This is a genomic window from Actinokineospora spheciospongiae, assembly GCF_000564855.1.
In the GTDB taxonomy this organism is placed as follows: domain Bacteria; phylum Actinomycetota; class Actinomycetes; order Mycobacteriales; family Pseudonocardiaceae; genus Actinokineospora; species Actinokineospora spheciospongiae.
Window position 1 is genome coordinate 118,476 of sequence record NZ_AYXG01000139.1, and the last position, 24,490, is coordinate 142,965.

At 73.1% G+C, this 24,490-nt stretch carries 24 protein-coding genes; 10 read left to right on the forward strand and 14 right to left on the reverse strand.

The annotated features are described in order from the left end of the window. Nucleotides 1–49 precede the first annotated feature (49 nt). Genes UO65_RS18780 through UO65_RS18790 form a run of 3 tightly spaced genes read left to right on the forward strand, consistent with a single transcriptional unit; the run spans nucleotide 50 to nucleotide 2,909 of the window. Complete coding sequence (locus tag UO65_RS18780; protein WP_233427734.1) at nucleotides 50–1,078, forward strand: FecCD family ABC transporter permease; 1,029 nt, start codon at nucleotides 50–52, stop codon at nucleotides 1,076–1,078. After that, a complete protein-coding gene (locus UO65_RS18785) occupies nucleotides 1,075–1,878 on the forward strand; it encodes an ABC transporter ATP-binding protein (protein ID WP_035284367.1) in 804 nt (267 codons plus the stop codon). The genes UO65_RS18780 and UO65_RS18785 overlap by 4 nt, the downstream gene beginning before the upstream one ends. Continuing rightward, complete coding sequence (locus UO65_RS18790) at nucleotides 1,875–2,909, forward strand: ABC transporter substrate-binding protein (protein ID WP_084175850.1); 1,035 nt, start codon at nucleotides 1,875–1,877, stop codon at nucleotides 2,907–2,909. The genes UO65_RS18785 and UO65_RS18790 overlap by 4 nt, the downstream gene beginning before the upstream one ends. A gap of 48 nt (nucleotides 2,910–2,957) precedes the next feature. On the opposite strand, the gene UO65_RS18795 is transcribed toward UO65_RS18790, so the two are convergent. From UO65_RS18795 to UO65_RS18835, 9 genes are all read right to left on the reverse strand, one after another. Beyond that, complete coding sequence (locus tag UO65_RS18795) at nucleotides 2,958–3,731, reverse strand: class I SAM-dependent methyltransferase (RefSeq protein WP_052021347.1); 774 nt, start codon at nucleotides 3,729–3,731, stop codon at nucleotides 2,958–2,960. A gap of 43 nt (nucleotides 3,732–3,774) precedes the next feature. Beyond that, complete coding sequence (locus UO65_RS18800; RefSeq protein ID WP_084175852.1) at nucleotides 3,775–4,623, reverse strand: ABC transporter ATP-binding protein; 849 nt, start codon at nucleotides 4,621–4,623, stop codon at nucleotides 3,775–3,777. Beyond that, nucleotides 4,620–5,711: a FecCD family ABC transporter permease gene (locus UO65_RS18805; RefSeq protein WP_052021348.1), complete on the reverse strand. Its 1,092-nt coding sequence runs from the start codon at nucleotides 5,709–5,711 to the stop codon at nucleotides 4,620–4,622. Before UO65_RS18805 ends, UO65_RS18800 begins: the two co-directional genes overlap by 4 nt. After that, nucleotides 5,708–6,814, reverse strand: coding sequence for an ABC transporter substrate-binding protein (locus UO65_RS18810; protein WP_035284369.1), 1,107 nt, complete (start codon nucleotides 6,812–6,814; stop codon nucleotides 5,708–5,710). Before UO65_RS18810 ends, UO65_RS18805 begins: the two co-directional genes overlap by 4 nt. Before the next feature lie 86 nt (nucleotides 6,815–6,900). Continuing rightward, nucleotides 6,901–8,118, reverse strand: a complete 1,218-nt coding sequence (locus UO65_RS18815) for an MFS transporter (RefSeq protein ID WP_035284370.1) — start codon at nucleotides 8,116–8,118, stop codon at nucleotides 6,901–6,903. Between the two features lie 38 nt (nucleotides 8,119–8,156). Beyond that, entirely contained in the window at nucleotides 8,157–9,455 is a 1,299-nt protein-coding gene (locus UO65_RS18820) for an opine metallophore biosynthesis dehydrogenase (protein ID WP_035284371.1), read from the reverse strand. Next, nucleotides 9,452–10,258: a class I SAM-dependent methyltransferase gene (locus tag UO65_RS18825; protein ID WP_200873401.1), complete on the reverse strand. Its 807-nt coding sequence runs from the start codon at nucleotides 10,256–10,258 to the stop codon at nucleotides 9,452–9,454. The genes UO65_RS18820 and UO65_RS18825 overlap by 4 nt, the downstream gene beginning before the upstream one ends. After that, nucleotides 10,255–11,166 carry a diaminopimelate epimerase gene (locus tag UO65_RS36820; RefSeq protein WP_161784483.1) on the reverse strand — a complete coding sequence of 304 codons (912 nt, stop codon included), beginning with the start codon at nucleotides 11,164–11,166 and terminating at the stop codon, nucleotides 10,255–10,257. Before UO65_RS36820 ends, UO65_RS18825 begins: the two co-directional genes overlap by 4 nt. A 467-nt stretch (nucleotides 11,167–11,633) precedes the next feature. Further along, nucleotides 11,634–11,996 (reverse strand): ArsR/SmtB family transcription factor, encoded by a 363-nt coding sequence (locus UO65_RS18835; RefSeq protein WP_035284372.1) that lies wholly within the window; start codon nucleotides 11,994–11,996, stop codon nucleotides 11,634–11,636. Nucleotides 11,997–12,182: 186 nt separating this feature from the next. Between UO65_RS18835 and UO65_RS18840 the strand changes: the two genes are divergently transcribed. Both UO65_RS18840 and UO65_RS18845 read left to right on the forward strand, forming a co-directional pair. After that, nucleotides 12,183–14,123 carry a heavy metal translocating P-type ATPase gene (locus UO65_RS18840; protein WP_324608973.1) on the forward strand — a complete coding sequence of 647 codons (1,941 nt, stop codon included), beginning with the start codon at nucleotides 12,183–12,185 and terminating at the stop codon, nucleotides 14,121–14,123. A gap of 125 nt (nucleotides 14,124–14,248) precedes the next feature. Beyond that, nucleotides 14,249–14,548: a hypothetical protein gene (locus UO65_RS18845; RefSeq protein WP_035284374.1), complete on the forward strand. Its 300-nt coding sequence runs from the start codon at nucleotides 14,249–14,251 to the stop codon at nucleotides 14,546–14,548. A gap of 128 nt (nucleotides 14,549–14,676) precedes the next feature. Here UO65_RS18845 and rpsR read toward each other — a convergent pair whose 3' ends face one another. From rpsR to rpmB, 4 genes are read right to left on the reverse strand one after another with little or no spacing between them, the layout of a single operon-like run. Continuing rightward, nucleotides 14,677–14,916: a 30S ribosomal protein S18 gene (gene rpsR / locus UO65_RS18850; protein WP_035284376.1), complete on the reverse strand. Its 240-nt coding sequence runs from the start codon at nucleotides 14,914–14,916 to the stop codon at nucleotides 14,677–14,679. A gap of 9 nt (nucleotides 14,917–14,925) precedes the next feature. Next, entirely contained in the window at nucleotides 14,926–15,231 is a 306-nt protein-coding gene (gene rpsN, locus UO65_RS18855) for a 30S ribosomal protein S14 (RefSeq protein WP_035284379.1), read from the reverse strand. Beyond that, complete coding sequence (gene rpmG / locus UO65_RS18860) at nucleotides 15,231–15,395, reverse strand: 50S ribosomal protein L33 (protein ID WP_035284381.1); 165 nt, start codon at nucleotides 15,393–15,395, stop codon at nucleotides 15,231–15,233. Before rpmG ends, rpsN begins: the two co-directional genes overlap by 1 nt. Then, complete coding sequence (rpmB, locus tag UO65_RS18865) at nucleotides 15,395–15,631, reverse strand: 50S ribosomal protein L28 (RefSeq protein WP_035284383.1); 237 nt, start codon at nucleotides 15,629–15,631, stop codon at nucleotides 15,395–15,397. Before rpmB ends, rpmG begins: the two co-directional genes overlap by 1 nt. Nucleotides 15,632–15,880: 249 nt before the next feature. Here rpmB and UO65_RS18870 point away from each other — a divergent pair, with 249 nt between their 5' ends. Continuing rightward, the gene (locus UO65_RS18870) at nucleotides 15,881–16,144 is read left to right on the forward strand and encodes a type B 50S ribosomal protein L31 (protein WP_035284385.1); all 264 of its coding nucleotides are present in this window, start codon (nucleotides 15,881–15,883) and stop codon (nucleotides 16,142–16,144) included. Beyond that, a complete protein-coding gene (rpmF, locus tag UO65_RS18875; protein WP_035284388.1) occupies nucleotides 16,144–16,305 on the forward strand; it encodes a 50S ribosomal protein L32 in 162 nt (53 codons plus the stop codon). The genes UO65_RS18870 and rpmF overlap by 1 nt, the downstream gene beginning before the upstream one ends. Nucleotides 16,306–16,527: 222 nt before the next feature. Here rpmF and UO65_RS18880 read toward each other — a convergent pair whose 3' ends face one another. Beyond that, the gene (locus UO65_RS18880; protein ID WP_152552153.1) at nucleotides 16,528–16,827 is read right to left on the reverse strand and encodes a hypothetical protein; all 300 of its coding nucleotides are present in this window, start codon (nucleotides 16,825–16,827) and stop codon (nucleotides 16,528–16,530) included. Nucleotides 16,828–17,280: 453 nt separating this feature from the next. On the opposite strand from UO65_RS18880, the gene UO65_RS18885 reads away from it, so the two are divergent. The 3 genes from UO65_RS18885 to UO65_RS18900 all read left to right on the forward strand — a co-directional run bounded on the left by UO65_RS18885 (nucleotide 17,281) and on the right by UO65_RS18900 (nucleotide 24,450). After that, nucleotides 17,281–19,629, forward strand: a complete 2,349-nt coding sequence (locus UO65_RS18885; RefSeq protein WP_052021349.1) for an ATP-binding protein — start codon at nucleotides 17,281–17,283, stop codon at nucleotides 19,627–19,629. A 2,815-nt stretch (nucleotides 19,630–22,444) separates the two neighbouring features. Next, nucleotides 22,445–23,953: a glycosyltransferase family 4 protein gene (locus UO65_RS36825; RefSeq protein ID WP_035284396.1), complete on the forward strand. Its 1,509-nt coding sequence runs from the start codon at nucleotides 22,445–22,447 to the stop codon at nucleotides 23,951–23,953. Continuing rightward, nucleotides 23,953–24,450 (forward strand): hypothetical protein, encoded by a 498-nt coding sequence (locus UO65_RS18900; protein ID WP_152551922.1) that lies wholly within the window; start codon nucleotides 23,953–23,955, stop codon nucleotides 24,448–24,450. Before UO65_RS36825 ends, UO65_RS18900 begins: the two co-directional genes overlap by 1 nt. The last annotated feature ends 40 nt before the right edge of the window (nucleotides 24,451–24,490 follow it).

Consider the following 24,490-nt stretch of genomic DNA (forward strand, 5'->3'; position numbering starts at 1 on the left):
TTCGGCGTGCGCGTCGTCGTGTGGCGTGTCCGGTAGCGGGACGCGCAGGGTGCCGACCCTGCCCCTGGTGCTGGCGTTGTCGGTCTGCCTGGTCCTGAGCATGGCGGTGTCGCTGACGCTCGGCTCGGAGTCGCTGCGGCCCGCCGGGGTGTGGCGGGCCGTCGAGGCGGGCCTCACCGGCACCCCGGGCCCCGACCGGGTCTACGACGCCATCGTGTGGGACCTGCGGGCGCCGCGGGTGGTGCTGGCGGCGGTCGTGGGCGCGGGGCTGGCGGTGGCGGGCGCGGTCGTGCAGACCCTGGTCCGCAACCCGCTGGCCGACCCGTACCTGCTCGGCGTCTCCGCGGGCGCCGGGGTGGGCGCGACGCTGGTCATCGTCGCGGGGGCGTTCGGCGGGCTGGGGGTCTGGGGGCTGTCGGCCGGGGCGCTGGCCGGGGCGGTGGTGGCCGCGCTGCTGGTGTTCGGGGTGGCGCTGGCCCAGGGCGGGTTGACCCCGTTGCGGCTCGTCCTCACCGGCGTGGTGCTCTCCGCGGCGTTCTCGTCGGTGTCGAGCTTCCTGGTGTTCGTCGGGGACGAACCGGAGGCGACGCAGGCTGTCCTGCACTGGCTGCTGGGCAGCCTGTCCGGGGCCACCTGGGACAACACCGGCCCCGCGCTGGTCGCCGTCGCCGTGGCCACCGCGGCGCTGGTGGGCGTGCACTCGTGGCTCGACGCCCTCGCCTCCGGCCCGGACGTGGCCGCCGCGCTGGGCGTGCCGGTGCGCGGGGTGCGGATCGGGCTGTTCCTGCTGTCCTCCGTCCTGGTCGGGGTGCTCGTGGCGGTGTCGGGCGGCGTCGGGTTCGTCGGCCTGGTGGTGCCGCACCTGGCCAGGGTCGCGGTCGGCGCGCGGCACGCCGCGGTGCTGCCGGTCGCCGCCGTCGGCGGCGCGCTGTTCCTGGTGTGGGTCGACGTCGTGGCCCGCGTGCTGGTGCGACCGCAGGAGATGCCGCTGAGCGTGGTGACCGGGCTCATCGGCGCGCCGGTCTTCCTGGTCCTGATGGGACGCAGGCACTACAGCTTCTCCGGGGGCGGCCGGTGACGTCGCTGCGGTGCCGCGGGGTGCGCTGCGAGGTCGCGGGGCGGACGGTCGTGTCCGGGGTGGACCTCGACGTCGAGCCGGGGCAGATGCTCGCGCTCGTCGGGGTCAACGGCAGCGGCAAGTCGACCCTGGTCCGCGCGCTGAGCGGGCTGCGCGCCCCGGCCGACGGCGTGGTCGCCGTCGGCGGGCGGGACCTGCGCACGTTGCCCGCCCGCGAGCGCGCCCGGCTGATCGCCTACGTGGGCCAGGAGGAGACACCGCAGGAGGACCTGCTCGTCGGGGAGATGGTGGCGTTGGGGCGGGTCCCGCACCGGCGGCCGTGGGCGCTGGGCCGCGAGGAGCACGCGGTCGTCGCGGGCGCGCTGGCCGCCGTCGACCTGGCGCACGCGGTCGACCGGCGCTGCGACCAGCTCTCCGGCGGCGAGCGCCGCCGGGCGATGCTCGCGCGGGCCCTCGCGCAGGGCGGTGGGCTCGTGGTGCTCGACGAGCCCACCAACCACCTCGACGTCGGCCACCAGACCCGGCTGCTGGAGACGCTGCGCGGCCTCGGCCGAACCGTGGTGGCCGCCATGCACGACCTGCCGCTCGCCGCGGCCTACTTCGACCGCGTCGCGGTCCTGCACCGCGGCGCGCTGCGCGTCGTGGACGCGGCGTCGACCGCGTTGTCCGCCGCGACGGTCGAGGAGGTCTTCGCCGTGGCCGCCGCCCGGATCACCGATCCCGGGACCGGGGCTGAGCACCTCGTGCTCGGCCCCGGTTCCGCACCGCCGCACCCCGTCGAGACGAGGACCGACCCATGAGAACGAACCGACCACGCCCGCGCGCCCTGCTCTGCGCCGCGCTCCTGACCGCGGTCCCCGCCCTCGCGGGGTGCGGCGGCGGGGAACAGCCCGCCGCGGCGAACCGGGTCACGGTGGACAACTGCGGCGAGCAGGTCCCGTTCCCGAGCCCGGCGCAGCGGTTGTTCGTCAACCAGGGCAACCGCGTCGCCACGGTCCTCGCCCTCGGTGCCGCGGACCAGGTGGCCGCGGTGAGCAGCCTGGGCGACGACCGCGCCGTGCTCGGGGCCGCCTACGGCACGGAGGTGGTCGACGGGCTGAACCTCACCACGGACGGGCAGCCGTCGCTGGAGAACGTCGTGGCCCAGCGCGCCGACGTGGTGGTCTCCTGGTTCAGCGACGGCGCCGACGTGACACCGGACCGGTTGGCGGCGCGGTCGATCGCGGCCTACCAGTCGACCGAGGGCTGCAAGCGGGGTTCCGGTGACGCGCGCGGCACCGTCGAACCCTGGGCCGCCCTCAACACCGACCTGCGCAACCTCGGGCGGATCACCGGGCGCGACCGGGAGGCGGAGGCCGCGGTGGCCGACATCGGGGCCCGCCGCGACGCGCTCGCCGCCGCCCCCGCGGCGCCGGACCGGCCGACGGTCTTCCTGTTCGACCGCGGCACCACCGACGTCTACTCCAGCGGGGCCTTCGGCGCCCCGCAGGCGATCATCGAGGCCGCGGGGGCGCGCAACGCCCTCGGTGACCTCCAGGAGTCCTGGACCTCGGTGTCGTGGGAGCGCATCGTCGCCGCGGACCCGGACTTCATCGCCTTCGTCGACTACAAGCGGCAGTCCTACCAGGACAAGGTCGACGTCCTGCGGACGAACCCCGCCACCAGGGACCTGCCCGCCGTCGTCGAGGGCCGGTTCCTCAACCTGCCGTTCGCGATGTGGACGAGCAGCCCGCTGAACATCGACGCCGCCGAGCACCTGCGCGCCGGGTTGGAGTCCCGGGGCCTGCTGCCGCGCAGCGGGGTCGAGCCGCGCCTGACCCTCCCCGGCTGACCGGTGCCCCGGCGGCGGGCCGAGCGGGGCCGCGCCGCCGGGGTCGGGTCAGCGCAGCCCGACGACGATCCGCTCCTGCAGGTCCTGCCAGACCACGCCCGCCTCGGCGAACCCGGCGTCGAGCAGCGCGGCCTCGGTGAACCGGTGCGAGGCACCCGTCCAGTCGCGCGAGCCCTCCGGCCACAGCGTCTCGCGCAGGGCGAGGGCGTCGGCCAGCCCTGGCTCGGCCCGCACGGCCTCCCACCACTGCTCCCAGGACTCGGCGCCGCCCTCGAACGCCTTCGTGCGCCGTCGCAGCGCGAGGGCGTCGCACGCCGAGCGCAGCCTGCTCCCCTGGTCGTGCGGGAGGTAGTCGGCGTTGAGCAGGACACCGTCCGGCCGCAGGAGCCGGAAGGCGCGGCGGTAGGTCGCGGCGAGGACCGAGGGTTCGAGCCAGTGCAGCGCCGTGCTGGAGAGCACCGCGTCGAACGAACCGTCCTCGCCGAGGCCGTCGGCCCACCCCGGGTCGCGCAGGTCGGCCCGCACCCAGCGCAGCCTGCCGTCGAAGTCGCCGAGGGCGCCCTCGCCGATGGCCAGGAGCACCGGGTCGACGTCGACCGCCACCGCCCGCGCCGAGGGCAGCCGCTCCAGCAGCCTGCCGCTGATCGCGCCGGGGCCGCAGGCCAGGTCGAGCACCACCAGGTCCTCGGCGGGCCGCAGGTGGGTCAGCACCTCGAACAGGACCTCGTACACGCGGTCGCGGTCGGCGATGTAAGCGGTCTGCTGGACGTCCCACCGGCGGTACAGGTCCGGCCTGGGGTCGATCGGGTCGAGCGTGGTCACGGGCTTCCTTCCGGGTGAGTGCGCCGGGGCGCGCGGGCCGACCTCATTCTTGTCCCTTGCCCGCCGCGGCCGGTTCCGCCGGGGACACCGCGCCCGCCAGCCGGGAGAAGGCGAGGTGGACCTGACCGGTGTCCGGGTCGGACCAGCGGTGCGACCGGACGCCGAAGACCTCGGCGACCAGGTCGGTGGTCAGCACCTCGGCCGGCGGTCCGCCCGCGACGACGCGCCCGCGGTGCAGGACGTAGACCCGGTCGCAGTGCCCGACCGCCAGCGCGAGGTCGTGCATGACCGTCAGCGAGGCCACCCCGAGGCCGCGGACCAGGTCGAGCAGTTCCAACTGGAACCGGATGTCGAGGTGGTTGGTCGGCTCGTCGAGGACCAGCAGGCGCGGCTGCTGGGCCAGGGCCCTGGCCAGCAGGACCCGTTGCTTCTCGCCGCCGGAGAGGGTGTCGTAGTCGCGTCCGGCCAGCGCCGAGACCCCGGTCTTGGCCATGGCCTGCGCGCAGACGCGCCGGTCGTCGTCGGTGTCGCGGTCCACGGGCCCCTTGTGCGGGTTGCGGCCCATGGCGATGACGTCGGCGACCTTGAGGACGAAGTCGCTGCCGCTCTCCTGCACCACGACCGCGGTCCGCTGCGCGGACTGGCGCGCGCTCAGCGACCACACGTCCGCGCCGTCGACCCGCACCACACCCGATTCCGGTCGCAGCGCCCGGTAGACCGCCCGCAGCAGCGTGGACTTCCCGCTGCCGTTCGGGCCGACGACGGCGACCATCTCCGCGGGCCCGACCGTGAAGTCCACATCGGACACGATCGGCGTTCCGCCGAGCGAGACCGACACGCCCTCGGCGGTGACCCGCGGCGCCACCGCGCTCCCGTTCTCGTTGTGCCTCACCCGAATCGCGCCTCCCGTCCCACTTCGCGCTTGCGCAGCAACCAGATGAAGAACGGCACCCCGAACACCGCCGTCACGATGGACAGCGGCAACTCGGTCGCCTCGAGCACGGTGCGCGCGGCCAGGTCCATCAGGACCAGGAACACCGCGCCGGTGAGCGCGGCCACCGGCAGCAGCCGCCGGTGGTCGGCGCCGACCAGCATCCGGCACAGGTGCGGGATGATCAGCCCGACGAACGCGATCGCCCCGCTGACCGCGACCATCACCCCCACCATCAGCGAGGTGACCACCAGCATCCGGATGCGGAAGCGGGCGACGTCGAGCCCGAGGGACACCGCCGTCTCCTCCCCGCCGAGCAGCGAGTTCAACGGCCGCGCCTGGGTGAACAGGTACAGCAGCCCGACGAGCACGCCCGCGGCGGGGACGCCGACGTCGCTCCAGGCGGTGGACCCGAGGCTGCCGAACAGCCAGGTGAGCACCCCCTGGACGTCGTGCGGGTTCGCGCGCAGCAGCAGGAGGCCGTAGAGGGCTTGGAACAGGTAGGCCAGCGACACCCCGGCGAGGATCAGCCGGAACGGCGTCACCCGCCCGCCGCGCTGGGCCAGCGCGTACACCAGCAGGGTCGCGATCAGCGCACCCGCGAACGCCGCGGACGAGATCCCCAGCCCGGCCGCCGCACCGGAGCCCACCACCAGCACCAGCACGGCGCCGAAGGAGGCCCCGGAGGAGACCCCGAGCAGGTACGGGTCGGCCAGCGGGTTGCGCACGACCGCCTGCAGGACGACGCCGACCGCGGCCAGACCCGCCCCCACCACCGCGCCGAGCAGCGCCCTGGGCAGCCGGAACTGCCACACGATCTGGGCGAACACCGGGTCGGACGGCTTGGCGAACCACTCCGAGGAGATGTTGTGCAGCACCACCTGCACGGTTTCGCGCAGCGGAACGCTGACCGGCCCCAACGAGGTCGCGAGGGCGATCCCGACCAGCAGCGCGGCACCCAGGCCGAGCAGCAGCACCGCCTGCCCGGCCCGGCGCCGCGGCGGCGGGCCGCCTGCGGACCGCCGGTCGGTGTCCGGTGCCGCCGTCACCGCGAGCCCCGCGTCGTGGTCGGCGGGGTGGCGGGCTTGTCGGCGAACGCGTCCGGGTGCAGGGTCCTGGCCAGGTCCTCGACGACGTCGACCCACCGCCAGCCGGGGGTGTTGGCCGTGTCGTAGGTCAGGGTGTGGCGCTTGTCCTTGCTGGCGCGCATCTCCGGGAATAGGCGGTGGAGGTAATCGGTTTTGGCCTGGGCGTCCTTGTCGCTGTTGGCGCTGGCCCCGATGAGGAACACGGCCGGGTCGGTGGCCGCGACCTGCTCCTGGGAGACCCTGAGGAAGCCGCGGCGGCCGCCACCGACGTCGCCGAAGACGTTCTTGCCGCCCGCGAGGCCGATCACCTCGTTGACGAAGGCGTCGCGGCTGCCCGTGGTGATCGGGCCCTCGCCGCCGTAGTAGTAGAAGACCGGGACCGGCTCGCGGCCCGCGACCCGCTTCTGCACGTCGGCGACGCGCGCCTTCATCTCCTCGATCAGCGCGGTGGCCCGGTCCTCGACGTCGAAGATGACCCCGAGGTCGGCGATGGCGCGGTAGGTGAAAGAGGTCTGCACCGGGTTGTCGTCGGGGCAGACCAGGGCGTAGACCTGCGCGCCGATGGACCCGAGTTCGTCGACGGTGGCCAGGCCGGGCGCGAGCTGGTCGGGTCCGCCGTACTCGGAGTTGACGTAGGCGAAGAGCATGTCGGGGCGCAGCCCGAACATCTCCTCCTTGCCGACCGGGACGTAGGCGTCCGGCGACTTGTCCGCCACCCGCTCGAAGTCGGCCGCCTGCTCGGGAAGCGGGGTGTCCATCGGCTTGATCTGGGCGATCGCCCGGTCCCCGAGCCCCAGGCCGAAGAACAGCTCGGCCGCCGACTGGAATCCCAGGTAGACGCGCGACGGCGCCTTGTCGAAGGTGACCTTGCGGCCGCAGTTGTCCACGGTCACCGGGTAGTGGCCGGACGGGTCCTGGGCGCCGCCCGCCGCCTGCTCCGCCTCACCGCCCGCGCAGCCCGCGGCCAGCAGGGACGCGGCGAACAGCGTGGCCACCGCGCAGCGGAACCGGTGGCGCTTCTCGGGCACTGCCTTGCGATTGCCGACCATCGACGACTCCACCATGTCCCTTGTTGTACCGCATCATTAGTGAAAATGGGAACTATTTGCATTACCTCATGGATCGGGTGGTCCACTTTGCGCGCCCCCGTTCAGGATTCGCGTCGCACGGCGGCGGCCGCGACCACCGAGACGAGGGTGAGCAGACCGAACACGGCGGCGGCACCCGGGTAGCCCCACAGCGCCAGACCCGCCCCACCCGCGGCCGCGCCGAGGAACAGCCCCAGGCTCATCACCGATGCCTTGACCCCCAACGAGGTGCCGCGCAGGGCACCGCTGCGCCGCACCAGCAGCGTGGTCACGGCGGCCACGCCCACCGCGTGGCTCGCCGACAGCACAGCGGTGCACAGCAGCGCGACCGGCAACGCGGGCGCCAGGTACACGCCGAACAGCGAGACCAGCGCGAGGGCCATCGAGACGTGCAGCGCCCGGCGGGCCCGGCGGTCGGCGTCCCCGGCGTTCACCCACCGCCCGCCGAACAGGTTCCCCAGGAAGAAGGAGCCGCCGCTGAGCGTCCAGACGAAGGTGAACACGCCGGGGGACAGGCTGAACCGGTCCGAGTAGAACGCGGCCAGGTACGCCAGGTACCCCTGGAACGCCGCCGCCTGGCCGAAGGAGACGAGCATCAGCGCCGTGGCGCCCGGCACCCCGGCCAGCCCGCGGAACGCGGCGAAGTAGCCGAGCCGGGGCGTGTCGTCGAGGTGGCGCTCGCGCCCGTGGCGCAGCAGCACGGGGGTCAGGACGACGGACACCGCGGCGATGGCGACCAGGTCGCCCCGCCACCCCCACCAGAGCGCGGGCAGCGCGATCAGCGGCGCGACGAGGGTCGCCGCGAGCGTCCTGGTCGCCGACACCAGCGTGGCGGCGCGGGCGGCGGCCGGGGCGTCGCCGAACCGGTCGGCCGCGGCCGTCGTCAGGGCCGGGTAGAGCACGGCGTTGGACACGCCGACCAGCAGGCAGAACGCCACCAGGGCCGGGAACCAGGACACCGTGCCCACCAGCGATGCCGCGGCGAGCAGCACCAGCCCCCACGCGGCGACCCGGCCGGGGGCGACCCGCCCGATCAGCGGGGCGGCGGCGATCCCGACCAGCACCGCCCCGACCCCGCCGAGCCCGCGCAGCGCCCCCACCGCGGCGTCGCCCTCGCCCACCGCCTCGGCGATCGGCACCAGGAACGTGCTGTAGACGGTGAAGGGGAGCAGCCCGACGACCGAGGCCAGCAGGGTCGGCAGCACCGCCCTGCTGATCTGCCAGTCGCCCGGCTGCCGCTCGTCGGCGGGCGCGACCGTGCCGTCCACGCTCTGGCCCATGTGGACACCGCTCCTGTCCTCCGGTGTCGCGGGGGCGCTCACCGCGCCACCGCGATCTCCTCGCAGATCATGTCCAGGTCCTCGCGGAAGTCCTTGACCTCGAAGGCTTCCGACAGCGGCTGACCCGCGCGGGCCCGCGCCGCCCCGGTCAGCGCCCGCTCGTACCGCGCGAGGAGCTTGTCGATCGTCGGGCAGCCCACCCCGAGGTGCCGGGCCACCCCCTGGATGACCTTCGTCCGGTAGTAGTCCTCCTTCGGCATCCTCGGCACGTCCCAGCGCCCCTCGCCGTCGCGGAACACCGGGCGCAGGGGGACGGCGGAGAAGTCGAAGTACCTGCCGTCGGCGTCCGGTTCGGAGAACGGGTCGACCAGCAGCGAGGCGTAGCGCACGTACACCAGGTAGTCCTGGTGGATCGGGGGCAGCTCCTCGAACCGCTCCACGTCGTCGCGGGAGATGCTCTCCTCGCGGACCGGGTAGCTGTCCTCGACCATGAACCGGAGCAGGTTGACGCCCTCCAGCCCCAGCTTCGCCACGACCTCGCCGACCTCCCGCCACTGGCTGACGATGTCGTTCACCAGGGCGGGCGTGATCGGCCCCTCGGGGACCAGCTTGTAGACGTACTTGACCGGCCCCGACGCGGCGAAGACGGCGTCCAGGGAGATCTCGTTCATGAACAGCGCGGGGTGGACGTAGAGGGAGATGTTCCTCGTCTCCGCCTCGACGGGCGAGCCCATGACCACCATGTCGACGCCCAACCGCCGGTGGGCCTCGCACAGCAGGTCCAGGTTCGCCGAGCGGCCCCGGCTGGAGCCGACGTAGAGCCGCTTCTTCACCGCGGCCGTCAGGACGTGGTGCGAGGGGGCGCCGTCGTGCCACCGGGTGCCGCCGAGGTAGCTGGACAGGCTGATCACCTCCGCGTCCGGGGCGACCGCGCGCAGGCGGTTGCGCACCAGGCTGCTGGAGCCGAAGGTCGGCGAGACGAGGACGACGCAGCGGACCCCGCCCAGCACCCGCCGGTCGAGCCGGTCCAGCACGTGGGTGTAGGCGTCCGCGGTCACCGACAGCACGAGCGTCGACCACGGACCCGCGACCGACCCGTAGCCCCGGAACACCTCGTCGACCTCGCAGGTCCCCGCCGCCGCGCGGTGCTGCTCGTTCTGGACGTCGACCCGCAGCACGCGCCCGGAGGCCGCCAGCGCGGAGAAGAACGCGCCGGAGCGGCCGGACTCCCGGCCCGCGATCCCCACGACAGCTCCCAGCACGCCCTTGAGCATGACGGCCAGTTGCACCGAGGTCGGCCCGGTGCCCGCCACCAGCACCCGATCGAGGTCGCTCACCGGCGGGTCGCCTTGACGTACAGGGCGACGTCGAAGACGTGCTCGGGGCGCAGGACCTGCTCCGCCAGCGTCCACATCGCGCTGTCGACCTCTTCCCTGGGGTAGTTGAACAAGGACTTGAACCGGTCCCCGTACCGCATGGCCACCACCACGTCGTCACCCGTGCGCGCGTGGATGGCGCGCAGGATCTCGTACTTCACCGACACCGTGGAGCTGAAGATGACGTGCGAGGCCCCGGCGGTGAAAGCCGACTCCTGCGCGGGTTCGCGCTCCAACCTGATGTCCAGCCCCGGCCCCAGCGCCGCCACGACCCGCCGCCCGAGCGCGACGGCCTCCTCGTCGATGTCCAGGCCCACCACCCTGGCCCCGGTGCGCCCGCCGATGAGCAGCGGCGTCATGGGGAACGCGCCGGAGCCGACCAGCAGCACCGACGACGAGGAGGTCAGGCCGAACGCGCCGAACTCCGCCTCGATCCCGGACTCGACGTTGGCGAAGTACCCCGCCGTCGCCGGGTCACCCGCCAGCAGGCGCAGCGCGCGGTACTTCTCCATCAGCGAGGCGCACCGCGCGGACACCACGCGCAGTTCGCCCACCAGGTCGCCGAAGCCGGGCGGGGTCGCCCGTTCGAGCTCGGCCCACGCCTCGTGGTGGCGGGTGTCGGTCACGAAGGCGGAGTAGTCGCCCACGGCGCGTTCCAGTTCCGCGCTGTGGCGGGTCGTCCCGTCGTACTGCCCGCCGCAGGCCCGGAGCCGCCGCAGGTGCCGCTCCATCAGCAGCAGCAGGCCCGAAGCGCCCCCGGTCACCGGACCACCTCGATCGAGTGCAGGTACGCCTTGCCCTCGGCCACGATCCGGACGGTCCCCTCGACCTCGACACCGGTGACCCCGGTCCGCGCGTGGTGCGCCGAGACGCGCACGGCCCCGCCGGGTTGGACCACCCTGGTGGTCACCGAAGCCCGGTTCTTCCACGCCAGGTAGGCGCCGAGCGCGGCGGCCCCCGAGCCGCACCCCCGCTCCCACACCGTGGTGCCCAGCAGCGGGACGTGGACGAGCGGGGTCAGGCTGCCGTGGTCGGGGTCGTAGAGCATGACGCCCACCAGCGACACGGCCCGCTCCGCGCCGAGCCGCACCGCCGCCGACTCCGCCTCCCGCCGCGCGGCGGCGTCGAGCCGCGCCGTCTCGACCACCACGTGCAGCGAGTCGGAGTACCGCACGTACGCGCAGTTCCCGCCCCACCCACCGGGTGCCACAGCGGGTTCCAGCGACAGCGGGACGGGCATCGCGGTCTCGCACACGTACTCGTCGGCGTGCCGCAGGACCCGGCACCGGACGAGCCCGTCCGTGCCGCGCACCTCCAGCGCCAAGTCGAGCACCCCGCCGCCGCCCAGCCCCCGCTCCGCCGCGACGAGGGCGGCCAGGGCCATGCACGCGTTGCCGCAGAACTCACCACCCGCCATGCGCAGCCCGACATCCGCGCCGGGGGCGGTGGGCCGCACCACGAACCCCACCTGCTCGGCGTGCACGTGCTGGTAGGCCATGATCTGCCGGGCGATGCCCAGGTGCGCCTCCTGCGGGTGGTCGGTCCGCACGAGGAGGGTCATGTTCTGCGTCGGGTCCAGCTTCACGAAGTCCACCTCGTGGACAGCGGCGGACCGGGGTGCCCGGACGGGCGTCACGAGGTCGGAGCGCCCCAGCGCGATGCCCTGTGCCATCGAACCTCCAGACCTCGCCGTCCGCCCGGGGGATCGCGCGGCAGGTCGCCTGCCGTGCGGACCGTACGCCCTCCGTCACAGCGAGAAGTCGCACCCGGCGACGCGAAGTTCCGTCGATCAGTCTTCTGTGACCCCTATCACATGATCAGGTGTGGATCGTCCCGCGGATTTGGCGATGATCTACGAATTGCGCTGGCAGACAGATAAAAGCCAACTGCGATCGCCTGATTCACCCGCAGTGACGTCCGGGCGCCGCGAGCCTGCCCGCCGCGAGGGTCGGAGCGCCGTTGCGGGCCGACGCCGGGAGCGTGTCCCGCAGTCGTGACATGGTCCACTGAGGACTGCGGTGACCACTCGCACGACCACTCGCACCCGTGCTGCTGGGCCGTGTTGCCCGGTTCCGTCGTCTGGTCCTCGTGGTGGAACCGGAACAGCATCGCGGGAGCCGCCCGTGCGGTCCGTTCTCCTCAGTCGGTGGTGCCCGTGTGGTCGGTGAGGCCGAGGCGGAGGTGCTCGCTGTGGTAGACGGCCTCGTCGAGGAGTTGGGCGACGTGGTTGTCGTAGAGGCTGTAGATGATGCTGCGGCCGGAACGGGACCCGGTGACCAGGCCGAGGTTGCGCAGCAGTCGCAACTGGTGGGACACGGCGGACTGTTCCATGCCGACCGCTTCGGCCAGTTCGGTGACCGGGCGGGGGCCTTGGCGGAGTTCGGTGAGGATGAGCAGCCTGCTGGGGGTGGCGAGGGCTTGCAGCGTGTTGGCGACGTGCACGGCCGCGTCGGCGTCGAGCCGTGCGGCTCGCCGGTCCCGCCCTTCGACGCCGTGTCCCATGACCGGGGAGTTTAGGGGATGGTTCGCGGCTGGGTGGTGGTCTGCGGGGCCGTCGGGACACGACAGGAGATCATATGAACACGTCTTCACCTGTGCTGTTATGTTGGGGTGGCCCGTTCGAGCTCTCGGAGGTGCCCTGTGGTCTCGTCCGCCGCCACGCTGGACCGTTCGGCCGCTCCCGTCCCGGTGCGGAAGCGGAGGACTCTGCTGTTCACGCTGCCGGAGACCCGGTGGGCGGGTGCCGCGCTGGTGTTGTTCCTGCTCGCGCTGCTCGCGCAGTCGCTCGGTGGGCCGGGGTGGTTGTGGTGGTCGCTGTACCTGGCCTGCTACGCGACCGGCGGGTGGGAGCCCGCCCTCGCCGGGGTGCGGGCGCTGGGGGAGAGGTCGCTGGACGTGGACCTGTTGATGGTGGTCGCGGCGGTCGGGGCGGCGGCGATCGGGCAGGTGTTCGACGGCGGGTTGCTGATCGTCATCTTCGCCACCTCCGGGGCGCTGGAAGCCCTGGTCACCGCCCGTACCGAGGAGTCGGTGCGCGGTCTGCTCGACTTGGCGCCCGACACCGCGACCCGGCTCGGGGCCGGTGGTGGGCACGAGACCGTCCGGGTGGTCGACCTCGAGGTGGGCGATGTGGTGCTGGTCCGGCCCGGTGAGCGGATCGCCGCCGACGGCACGGTCGCGGCGGGGGCGAGTGAGGTCGACCAGGCCACGATCACCGGCGAGCCGTTGCCGGTGGACAAGGCCGTCGGGGACGAGGTCTTCGCGGGGACGCTGAACGGGACCGGGTCGCTGCGGGTCCGGGTCCGGCGCCGGGCGGGGGAGTCCGTGGTCGCCCGCATCGCCGCCCTGGTCGAGGAGGCCGGCCGGGCGAAGGCGAAGACGCAGTTGTTCATCGAGAAGGTCGAGCAGCGCTACTCGGTGGGCATGGTCGCCGCCACCCTCGCCGTGTTCGCGGTGCCGCTGCTCCGGGGGGAGGAACTGCGCGACTCCCTGCTGCGGGCGATGACGTTCATGATCGTCGCCTCGCCGTGCGCGGTCGTCCTGGCCACGATGCCCCCGCTGCTGGCCGCTGTCGCCAACGCCGGCCGCCACGGTGTGCTGGTCAAGTCCGCCGTGGTGATGGAACAGCTCGGGACCACCACGCGCGTCGCCTTCGACAAGACCGGCACCTTGACCCGGGGCGCCCCCGAGCTGCGCGAGGTCCGGCTGCTGCCCGGTGCGGGGTGCGCCGAGGACGAGGTGCTGCGGCTGGCCGCGGCGGTGGAGCGGCTCAGCGAACACCCGCTGGCCTCGGCCGTCGTGCGCGCGGCCGACCTCCGGGGGATCGCCCTGCCCGCCGCGGACGGGTTCTCCGCGCAGCCGGGGCGGGGTGTCTCGGGTGTGGTCGAGGACCGGCGCGTGCGGGTCTGCTCACCGGCGGCGGTGGACTCCCCGCGCGGCGGGCCCGAAGCCGCCGCCGTGGTCGCCGACCTCCAGGAACGGGGTGACACCGCGGTCGTCGTCCTGTGCGACGGGCGCCCGCTCGGGGTGTTGGGCATCACCGACCAGCTCCGCGCCGAGGCGCAGGCGGGCGTCGCCGCCCTCACCCGGCTCACCGGCGCCGCCCCGGTGCTGCTCACCGGGGACAACCGCGCTGCCGCCACCCGCCTCGCCGAGCGGGTCGGCATCACCGACGTCCGCGCCGACCTGCTCCCCGAGGACAAGGTCGGTGCCGTGCGCGACCTGCAAGCCCGGGGGCAGCGGGTGGCCGCGGTCGGGGACGGCATCAACGACGCGCCCGCGCTGGCCGCCGCGCACACGGGTATCGCGATGGGCGGCGCGGGTGCCGACCTCACCCTGCGGGCCGCCGACGCCATCGTCGTCCGCGACGACCTCTCCGCCATCCCCGCGGTCATCGCCCTCTCCCGGCGCGCTCGGCGCGTCGTGACCGCGAACCTGGTCATCGCGGGCGCGTTCATCGTCGTCCTCGTGTCCTGGGACCTGCTCGGCTCGCTGCCGCTGCCCCTCGGGGTCGCCGGTCACGAGGGCTCCACCGTCATCGTCGGCCTCAACGGTCTCCGCCTGCTGCGCTCCGCCGCGTGGCGGAACGCCGTTCCCCGCCTCGGCGTGGGCGGAGACGGGCGCGGGTGACGCCACGGCATCGTGCGGGGTTGTCCACTCCGGATCTGAGTCACTTATGCGCATCTACTAATGTATCGTTCCGAGTGGTCCACCGACCTCGGTGGGCAACCCACGACGAGCGGAAGGCGAGTGGCATGACCACGGCACACCTGGAGCACACCGACCACGACCACGCGCACGGTGAGGGTTGCGGTCACGTGGCGATTCCGCACGGTGACCACGTCGACTACTTCCACGACGGACACCTGCACCGCTCGCACGGTGGCCACTTCGACGAGTGCGAGCCCGCGGAGCACGGTGCGCACGACGACCACGGCGACCACGCGCACGGCGAGGGCTGTGGCCACGTCGCCGTCCCGCACGGTGACCACGTCGACTACATCCACGACGGGCACCGCCACGCCGCGCACGGTGAGCACTACGACGAGCACTGAGCTGCCGAGTGGGGCCGTCAGCGGACGGCCCCACTCGAACCGGTCCACCCCGGGGAGCGACCTCTCCCGCTCGGACCGCGCCGAACCCCGGCTTCGACGGGCACGTCGTGCCGGGGTTCGGCGCGGGATCAGGAGCGGGCGGGGCCGGGGTAGGGCAGCAGGGCCATCTCGCGGGCGTTCTTGATGGCGACGGCGACCTGCTTCTGCTGCTGCGGCGTGAGACCGGTCACCCGTCGGGCGCGGATCTTGCCGCGGTCGGAGATGAACTTGCGCAGCAGCACCGCGTCCTTCCAGTCCACGGTGTCGATGCCCGCCGTGATGAGCGGGTTGGGCTTCTTCTTGCCGGGGCGGCGTTCTGGCTTGGGCACGGGAACCTCCTACCAGCTCGACTTGCTGACACCGGGCAGTTCGCCGCGGTGGGCCATCTGGCGCATCCGCACCCGGGACAGGCCGAACGCCCGCAGGTAGCCCCGGGGCCTGCCGTCCGCGGAGTCCCGGTTGCGGATGCGGACCGGGCTCGCGTCGCGGGGCAGCCGTTGCAGCGCGGCCCACGCGGCCGCGCGCTCCTCGTCGGTCGACTTCGGCGAGCGGGCCGTCTCCTTGAGCTCGGCGCGGCGCTCGGCGTAGCGGGCGACGATCACCTTGCGCTGCTCGTTCTTGGCGATCTTGGACTTCTTGGCCATCAGCGGTCCTCCCGGAACTCGACGTGGCGGCGCGCCACGGGGTCGAACTTGCGCAACACCAGGCGATCCGGGTCGTTGCGGCGGTTCTTGCGGGTCACGTAGGTGAAGCCGGTCCCGGCGGTGGACCGGAGCTTGACGATCGGCCGGATCTCGTTGCGCGCCATCAGATCCGCGCCCCGCTCGCGCGCATCCTGGCCACGACGGCCTCGACGCCGAGCTTGTCGATGGTCTTGATCCCCTTGGCGGACACGGTGAGCGTGATCCACCTGTTCTGCGAGGGCAGCCAGTAGCGGCGCCGCTGCACGTTGGGGTTCCAGCGGCGCGAGGTGCGCCGGTTGGAGTGCGACACCTGCTTGCCGAAACCCGGTTTGCGCCCGGTCACCTGGCACACCGCGGACACATGACCTCCTAGAAATGGGTGTCATTTTCATCTGGACGTCGGCCAGAGTAGCGTGTGCGTCGACCGATGTGGAAACCATTGTCGTTAGGAGGGGTGTGTGTCGCCCGATCCACCTGCTCACCGACGCCGGACCGGCCGACGGGGCCGGTGGGCGCGCCACCCCGATCCGTTCGGCGCCCGGCACGCCGACCCGTGCGGGGACACCGGGGGCGTCGACCCCGGGGTCCCGCCCACCAGAAGGGAAGAACCATGAAACCGGGCATCCACCCCGACTACCACCCCGTGGTGTTCCGCGACCAGGCGACCGGGAAGTCGTTCCTGACCCGCTCGACCGCGACCTCCACCACGACCGTCGAGTGGGAGGACGGCAACACCTACCCGCTGATCACGGTCGACGTGACCTCGGACTCGCACCCGTTCTGGACCGGCAACCAGCGGGTCATGGACACCGCGGGCCGGGTCGAGAAGTTCAACCGCCGCTACGGCGCCCGGGTGCGCGGGGGCAAGGGCTGATGGCCGTCCCCAAGCGCAAGACCTCCCGGTCGAACACCCGCTCCCGCCGCGCCCAGTGGAAGGCCACCGCGCCCGACCTGGTGCCGGTCACCGCGCTCGACGGCCGCAAGCTCATGGTCCCCCGCGGGCTCGTCAAGGCCTACCAGCGCGGCCTGCTCTGACCGCTGTGGCCGCGAGTCCCCGTGGACTCGCGGCCACAGCTCCGCGGAAATCCGCCCGCGCACCGGTCGACCCGGTCGATGGCCGCGGCCATCGGCACGTCGTGTCCTCGACAACCTCGCTCGGTACGGGCAACGGGTCAACTGCTCGGAATGCCAGACGGCCGAAGCGGTCTGCCCCTGCCCGGTCGGCATCGGTGTGCCGGTCGTCCGGCGTCGTGCGGGTCAGCAGTCGGGCAGGCCGTCGGTTTCGAAGACGTCGTTGCCCCGGGCGAACCCGTAGTTGCCGTTGTCGGCTCGGGTGTAGATCCAGTGGGTGCCGAGCGGGCCATCGCCGTCCTGTCGGCAGAAGAAGTAGTTGCGGGAGCGCTGCAGGTGACCGACGGTCACGTGGTCGTCGATGATTTCGGTGTTCGGGCGGTTCGTGCAGGACCAGCGGTTGTTCGCCGGGTCGGGCGTGCACGGTATGACCAGGGTGGTCGCCGAGGCCGGGGCCATCGCACTGAGGCATGCCGCCACCGCCACCGCGGAAGTCGAAACCGCTTTCCACCGCGTCCTGTTCATGATCCCCCATCTCATCCCGCTGAATCGTCGCGGCAAGGTTTTCCTGCCGCACAAGGAGAATGACACCGACAAGTGGCTGGCGACAGCAACCACGTCCAGGTTGCCTCGTCCGGTCGGATCGGTTCACACGATTGCCAGATCGGCACTCATCGGACCGTCATCGCCACCCGGCACCACAACCTCGATCGAGTGGAGTCGACGCCGAATCGGGCGAGACCGCCCGCTGGACCGTCACCCACTACCCGTCCCCGCGACCTCGATGCCCACACCCCGACCAGTCGGTGGTCTCGATGGGCGGGTGCGGGAGCACATGGGCACTTGTGCACCCGCACCGGCGATCTTCTCGGTACCCTCGTGTTCTCATCGTCGCGTTCAGGGGGCGTGGTGTCGGGCGATCCGGGGTCCAGGAACCGCGTGGAGGGGAACCACCACGGGAACATCGTGCAGGCGCGCGCCATCCATGGCGACGTGCACTTCCACCACGTCCCCACCGCGGACGTGCCCCACCAGGTGCCCCTGGCTCCCGTCCGGTTCGTCAACCGGTCCGCGGAGTTGGCAGCGGGCGGCGGGGCTCTGGGCGCGGGGGAGGGGCGCGGGTCGCGGATCACCGTGTTGACCGGGTTGCCGGGGGCTGGCAAGTCGGCGCTGGCCAGGCGGTTGGTGGAGTTGAACCGGGGTGCGTACCCCGGTGGCGAGCTGTACGTCGACTTCGGGGCTGTGGCGGTCGCCGACCACCAGGAAGCGGTGGGCGACGCGCTGGGCTCGTGCTTGTTGGCGCTGGGGGTGTCCTCGCAACTGGTCCCGGCCTCGCTGGCCGATCGGGCCGGGCTGTTCCGGTCGAAGACCGCGGCCTCGCCGGTGCTGGTCGTGTTGGACGACGTGGCCGAACCCGGGCAGGTGCCCGCGTTCCGGCCGCAGGCCCCGGGCAGCGCGGTGCTGGTCACGAGCAACGCGCAGTTGACCGAGCTGCGGTTGGACGGGGCGGACGTGGTCGAGGTGGGGCCGTTGGACGAGGCAGCGGGCACGCACATGCTGCGGGAGCTGTGCGGCGCCCGGGCGGCGGGAGGTGAACCCGACCTGGCCGCGCTGGTGCGGGAGTGCGGCGGGCTGCCGGTCGCGCTGCGGGTGGCCGCTGCTCGGCTGGTGGGGCGGCGCTCCCTGACGGTGCGGGCGCTGGTCGAGGAGATCGCCGACACCCGCCGGGGCGCGGGGGCGTTCCGGGTCAACGGTGAGGACAAGGTGAGCGCGGTGTTCGCCGTCGCGTACCGCAAGCTCCCCGGGGACGCCGCTCGGCTCTACCGGCTGCTGGGGGCGTCGCCGGTCGCGGACTTCACGGTGGAGCTCGCCGCCGCTGTGCTCGACATCGACGAGGGCGGTTGCGCGGACCTGGTGGATGTGGTGGTCGAGGCCGGGCTGCTCCAAGAGGTGACCGGGGGTCGTCACCGCTTCCACGGGCTGGTGCGCAGGCACGCGGCGAGCGAGGCGGCGGCCGACCCGGCGGAGCTGGCGGCCGGGGTCCGGCGGGCCGTGGGGTTCCTGCTGGTGTCGGCGGCGTTCGGCGACCTGGCGATCCTCGGACCCGGTCGCTACCGGTGCACTCCGCACGACCAGGTGCTGACCGGCCGGGAGGACCCGTTCTCCGGTGACAAGGCCGCGGCGCTGGAGTGGATGGACGTCGAGCGGCCGAACCTCGCCGCCGGGGTCCGCACCGCGCTGGAGCAGGGCTGGTACGACCAGGCGTGGCAGTTGGCGGAATCGGCCACCGCCCTGTACGCCAACCGCCGGTACCTGGTCGACTGGACCGAGACCAGCGAACTCGGCTCGCGGGCGGCGAGGCTCGCGGGCAACGCCGAGGCGGAAGCCCGGCTGCGCAGCTTCGCGTCGCGGGCGTGGATCGACCTCGGGGACACCGCACGCGCTCGGGCGGAGCTCGATGAGGCATTCCCGCTGCTGGCAGGCACCGAGGACACCCGGTTGGTGGCGTCGGTGCACGAGATGGACGGTCGCCACCACGAGGCGGTCGGGGACCACGCGCGGGCGCTGGCGGCTTTCCAGCGGTCGTTGGACCTGTTCACCAGCATGGACGATCTGCGCGGTGCCGCGTCGCTGACCTACTTCATCGGGTGCGCCCGGTTCGCCCTGGGTGACCTGGCCGACGCCCAGGCGACCTTGGGTCGGGCGGCGGAGCTGCTGCGCGAGGTCCCGGACTCGAAGATGGAGGGCCGGGCGTTGATCACCATCGGCAGGGTGCACGAAGCCCTCGGCGATGACGATCAGGCCGGCGCGGCGTTCGGCCGAGCCGTGGACGTGCTGGTCGCGGGCGACGACCTGTTCCACGAGTCCTGGGCGCGCGAAGCCGCCGCGAACCTCGCGGAGCGCCGGGGTGACGTGGAGGCGGCCCGCCTCCACGTCACCCGCATGGTGGAGATCCAGGTCCGACTCGGCGGCGGCCGGGTCGGACGAGCTCACGGCCCGGTTGGCCGCCCTGGGCTGACGCGCAGGCCCAGCCGATCCCGGCGGGCGCCGGTGTCGGCGGTGTGCTCGCCGTCGGCGAGGCACCCGGTCAGCAGCAGGTGGTGGACGACCGAGCCGATCACGGACACAGCAGCGGTCGACGTCGCGCGGACGAGCCGTCCGCCGCGGACCACCACCACCGCCCCACCCGCAACAGCGGCTGCGGCGATGCGCGCGCCGGGGTACGCGGCGAGCGCCGACGAGGCCAAAGCGACCGCCTGGGCCTCGTCCGCCGGGTCCTCGCGGTAGATGATCGACGCCTTCTGCGTCAAGCGCAGGTTGCTCGCGCCCTCCTCGACCGCCAGGTGCCATCCCTCCCGGGGCGGCTGGGCCTGTGCGGGCCTGCGCTCCACTGAGACGCCGTTCCCAGCCGCGGCGGTCCGAACCCGGAAAGCGGCAGCGGGCCGGTGGGCCACGGGAGTGGGGTCGGGTGCGCGGTGCAGGGCGGGAGGCCGGCTCGGGGCGGTCTTCAGCAACCGGTAGATGAGGTCCTGCAAGCGCTCGTGGGCTCCGCCCTGGTTGGCGAACACCCGCTCGGCGAGAGCCCGGTGGTCTTCCGGCGGGAGGGCGTTGTCGATCTGCGTGCGCAGGTCCGCGGTGACGTCGAGCCGCGGGATGAGGTGCTGCAGGTCCGCCACCGGAGTCCCGGGCTCGATCTCCGCGGACAGGTCGGTCAGCAACAGCGACCTGCCCAGTCCGGCGGCGTAGAGGCCGAGCGAGCCGTGGTCGGTGACCACCACGTCAGCCGCGACCAGCGCGGCGTGCCACCCGGAGTCCGGGGGGAGCAGCAGCATGCCCGCGTCGAGTTCGTCGGCGAACAGGACCTCCAGGTCGCGTCCGCCGTGCGCGGCCCACAGGTTCGGGTGCGCCACCAGGCACACCCGGTACTGGTCGTGGGGCAACCCGGCCAGCAGCCGCATCGGCAGCTCGGGCCGCCTGCCCACCGCCGCGTCCACCCCCCAGGTGGAGGCGACCACCACCAACCGCTCGTCTTCCACTCCGAGGCGGCGCCGGTACCGGGCGCGCAGCGGCAGGCTCGAGACCAGCCGGTCGAACTCAGCGGACACAGACCGGCCCGTCAAGCGTCAGCGGCTCCCGGCTCCCGGCTCCCGGCTCCCGGCTCCCGGCTCCCGGCTCCCGGCCAATTTTGATGGTCTTAGCAGGTCAGAGGCATGTTAATTTTTCAGGTGGGGGTGCCCCGAGGAGATCGACGACATCGTGGCTCCGGACACCGGTGCACTTTATGCCGGTCCTGGAAGTCAGGCGGGCGTGTCGGACAAGACCTCGTGGGTGGCCTGCCGCACGTTGCGAGCGGTGTCGACCCGCTCGAAACGCGGCGGATCTCCACGGACATTGCCACGTTTTCGACGTGCGGCCGGTCGTGGTGTGACAGCCTGGCGCAGCGACGGCCGTTCGGGGGAACGTCGCCGGGCTGATCTGACCGCCGTGGGGGACGGGTTGTGACGGAGTCGTGCGAGGGCACCGGGGTCGCGGGTGGGGTCGTGCCGCCATGCGTTGACCCCCTTCCCGGTCGGCCGACCGGCTCATGACGCGCAGGCGCGGCGGCTCGTCCCACCACGGCGGGTCGAGCGGTCCGAGCACGTCGAGCCCGGTCGGCTCCGGTGGCGCGGGCGTCGCGTCGGGCACGGGGGTGGACCCCGACGCCCTGGACTCCGTGGGCAGCCGCTTCTCCGGCCGGGCAGACCAGATCCGCGATGGCATCGGCGGCAGGCTGAACATCAGCGCGTCGTCGCAGAGCGCGGGTGTGTTCGGCCAGGTCGCGATGACCAGGGCCGACGAAGTCGTCCGCACCGCCCGCGAAGGCGTGGCCCGCGCGGCCACCTCGGCGGAGACCAGCGGCCAGAAGGTCAAGGACACCGCCCAGGCAGCCCGGGGCACCGACCAGTCGAACGCGTCCAACCTCCGCCAGTCGGGCGACAGCCTGGGCAAGTCCGTTCCCCGCCCGCCAGGGGGCGCGAGCACCGCCGCTCCCCGCACCCCTGGGACGCCCGCGCCATCCCGTGCGCCGACCACCGCGACCTCGCCCCCGGGCTCCGACACCCCCGGGACTCGTCCCCGTCCATCGCGCTCGCCGAGCGCGTCCGACGGCGCGAACGCTCCGCGTTCGGGGACGCCCGCGCGTCCGCCGGGGCCGCCGACCACACCGGATGATCGGAGCGCCCCGGCCGCCCGTCCGGGTGCGCCCGCGCGCCCGTCTGGTTCGCCCCCTGCTGCCACGTCGGCGCCGGGATCGCCTGCGGGGCCCACCCGGCAACCGACGCCCGCCCCATCCTCCGACCCGGCAGGGTCCCGACCGGCGTCGGGGCCGCCCACCGGGCGCCCGGGTGGGCCGCCTGCCGGGGCACCACCTCAGCAGGCACCCGACCGGCAGAGCCGCTTGCCCTCGCAGGGACCTGGCTCGTCCGGGCAGGGCCTCAGCACCCCGCCCCAGGGACAAGGACCGCCGCGAGCGGGTCAGGTCCCGCCCCGGCAAGCGCATGGCGCACCGCAGGCGGGTCAGCAGGGGGCGCCGCGCCCGGCGAACGTGCCACCGCGGTCGGATCGGCAGAGCCCGGCGCACGGTTCGGCGCAGCCAGACCGCGCCCAGCCCCACCAGGGGCAGCCGCAGCGCGCACCCGGTTCACCGGGACCAGGTCAGCCGCAGGGGGGTCTCCCGCGACCTGGGCCCCGTGCGCCCGAGTCGGGCACGCCGGGCGACCGCCCGCGGCAAGCGGCAGGCACACCGCCGCAGCCCGGCCACGGTTCATCGCAGCCGGGCCACGGCGGGCCGATGCGGGGCAACGGTCCCGCGCCGCAGGGCCCACGCCCCCCGGGCTCGTCCCAACCGCACGGTGTCCCGCCCCGAGGGAGCGACGCTCCGCCGAAGGGCCATGGTCAGCCACCGCCGGGCCATCGCCCGCCGCCGGGCGCGGGATCGTCCGTCCAAGGACCACCACCCGGTTCGCCACGACCGGGCACCGGTCCGCTGCCGGGCGCGCACGGGCAGCCGCGGACCGGTCCGGCCGCCGCGCGCCCTCCTGATGCCCATCGGGACCATACGCCGGTGCGGTCGCCGGACCCGGCGGCCGAACCGCGTCGTCCAGACCACCTCGGTCGCCCGGAGGAGGCGCAGGACCGGCGCGATCGCACCGACTCCGCACACCGCGCCGACCCGAACACCCCCGACGAGCCGCGCCCCGACGGCGACCCGAACCGGAGCCAGGACCAGGACACAGCCCAGGACCAGCCCTCCGGCCGAGACCCGACCGCCGATCCCGAGAGGGTCCAGGACGGGGCTGAGCCGGATCGGGCCACCGACCCGGGACCCACGCCTGACGAGCGCAGGGACACCGCGGACGCGCAGGACGCCGACGACGTCACCCACACCTTCCTGATGGTGTGCACGGAGTACAGCCCGGAGAAGGGTGGCGTCGTGGTCTTCAACCGGGCGCTCGCCGAGGCGCTGGCCGACGCCGGGCACAACGTGATCGTGCGCATCGGCGAGGACGCCTCCCGCTACGCGGACGCCCAGCGGCCCAACCTGCGGATCATCGGTCCCCGGGACCTGCCTGCCTCGCCCGATTCGCGCACACTGCTCGGGACCGCGGACGATCCCGACGACATGCCCGACAACGTCGACTTCGTCATCGGGCACACGCGCTTCTCCGGCCCGGACGCCGCGGCGACCCGCGACGCCAGGTACCCGGACGCGAAGCTGGTCCACTTCGTCCACATGGTGCCCGAAGCCCTCGGTCGGGTGAAGGCGGACGACGATCCGAACGACCGGGCCGCGGGTATCGTGAACCACGCCATCGAGCGCGACCTGGTGGCGGGGGCGGACCTCGCGGTCGGCGTCGGACCGGCCATCGCCGAGAACGTGCGGGAGATGGTCGAGCAGGCCAGAGCGGCGGGAGGGCCGGTGGCGACGAAGGAGGTGCACGAGCTGATCCCCGGGATGGAGTTCGTGGACCGCAGACCGCGCTCCATCGAGGGCCGTGAGATGAAGGTGCTCCTGTTCGGCCGGGCCGACGTCGGCCAGAAGGGCGCCAAGGAGGCGGCGCGAGTGGTCTCCATGTTGCAGGCCGCAGGGCGCCCTGTGCAGCTGACCGTACGTGGTGTACCCGCGAAACAGGTGGTGGAGCAGCAGGAACAGCTCGCCGTTGTGGCAAGAGCCGAAGTCGAGGTGCGCCCGTTCACGACGGACCGCGCCGACCTGCACACCGACTTGGACGATGCCGATGTGATGGTCATGACCTCGCGCGCCGAGGGTTTCGGGCTCACCGCCCAGGAGGCCGCCGGGGCGGGGGTGCCCGTCGTGGTCCCGTCCAGCAGTGGCTTCGGCCGCTGGCTCGGCGACGGGTTCTCGGCGGCCAATGCCGGACCGAGCATCGTCGAGCAGGGTTTCGAGGACCGGGTGCCGGAGGACCGCTGGTTTGAGGCGCTGAAGAACGTGGCGGACAATTACGACGATGCGCAGGAGCGCGCCCTGGCGTTGCAGCAGGAGTTCAAGGACCAGAATGTCACCTGGTCTGGCACGGTGGAGAGTTTGATCGATGCTCTTGGGAGGCTGTGATGACCGGTGACGAACTCGTGGATCGTTATGCGAGGTTGCGGCGGGCTGCCGCGGCGTTGCTCGAGGTGACTGAGACTGCTGAGGTGTCTGTGGTGCACCGGGACAAGTTGGATGGTTTGGCGGCGGCTTTGGCGGAGCCCGGGCCCTCGGGTGTCAGTGCCAGAGAGGTTGTCGATCCCAGCCTGCACCTGTTGTCCTCGCGGACTTACCGGAGAGGCGCTCCCGATGGTGCACTGCGCCCGTTTGCCGAAAGGGCTCGGAGCATTAGGGAGAGTCTGGCCCTTGATGATGCGAGTGAGGAGCCGCGTGGGGAGTGGCCTGATGTGTGGGACCCGACTTTGACTGAGGTGCAGGCCATGGTGGTGGGGACGTTGTTGCGGGAGTTGGTGGCGCGGTTGGTGGCCACGGGTGATTCCGGTGGTCGGGAGTTGGCGGTTGTGGTGGGGGAGGTGGCCGACGAGATCTTGGCGCCGACGTTCGTCGGGGCGCAGCGATGAGTGGTGTGCGGCCAGTGGTGGTCTATTCCGGGCGCAGCGA